Below are 876 nucleotides of genomic sequence, written 5' to 3'. Positions count from 1 at the left end.
GCGCGGCGAGGGCGTGGAGGCACTTCACCCGCGAGGGCATGCCCCCGGAGGAGATGCCCGCGATCTCGGGGACGGAGCCGACGCTCTCGCGGTCGGCCAGGAACGCCCGGTGCGCCGCGGCGTAGGCCTCGCGCAGATCCTCGTCCTCGGCGAGCATCCCGTTGTACTCGACCATGACCTGGGTGGCCTCGAGCTGCGAGATCGCGGCCGTCGCGGCGGGGTGGGTCAGGTAGTAGAAGGTGGGGAACGGCGTGCCGTCGGACAGGCGCGGGCTCGTGGAGACCACCGTCGGGTCGCCGCAGACGCAGCGGGCGCTGATCCCGACCACATCGCGGGCGGGACGGCCCAGCTGGGCGGAGACGACCGCGATGTCGCGCTCGGACGGCGGATCGAAGGGTGGCGTGGTCACGGGGGCTCCAGAGGACGGACGGCCGGGAGGACGCTCCAGTGTACGCGGGGCCGAGCGGGACCTACGGGGTCGGCGCCGGCTCGTCGGCGGTCGGCTCGCCGAGGCCCGAGACCGCGATCGAGGACAGCAGGGAGCCGGCCCAGTCGCTCGGGGTCTCCTGCACCGTGTCGCTCGCGGGCTGCTGCGCCTGCTGGGCGAGCGTCACGTCGTCGAGCACGAGGTAGCTGACCTCCCCGGGCATGACGAAGTAGAGCCGCTCGCGGGCCTGCGCGCGGATGAACGCCGGGTCCGACCAGCGGGTGCGCTCCTCGTCGAGGTTCTGCGCCTGCGTCTTGGCCGCGTCGACGGAGCGCTGCAGCTCGGCGATCTCGGCGCGCTGCTCGACGAAGTTCTTGATGCTCGGGGCGAGCACGACCACCGCGAGGATCATGATCCCCATCACCAGCAGCGTGAAGCCGGAGCCGCGG

2 protein-coding genes are annotated in these 876 nt (G+C 72.9%); both read right to left on the bottom strand.

What is annotated here, in order from left to right; translation table 11 throughout:
• A partial coding sequence (locus tag C5D08_RS16560) for a DUF501 domain-containing protein (protein WP_104277944.1) occupies positions 1-409 on the bottom strand: 409 nt, incomplete at its 3' end.
• Positions 410-470: 61 nt separating this feature from the next.
• On the bottom strand, positions 471-876 hold a 406-nt coding region (locus C5D08_RS16555), incomplete at its 5' end, for a septum formation initiator family protein (RefSeq protein ID WP_104277943.1).

Origin of the sequence: Rathayibacter sp. AY1B6 (assembly GCF_002932755.1) — a bacterium.
Taxonomy (GTDB): Bacteria; Actinomycetota; Actinomycetes; order Actinomycetales; family Microbacteriaceae; genus Rathayibacter.
Note: the sequence above shows the minus strand (reverse complement) of the source record. Positions and strands in the feature narration are given on the sequence as shown.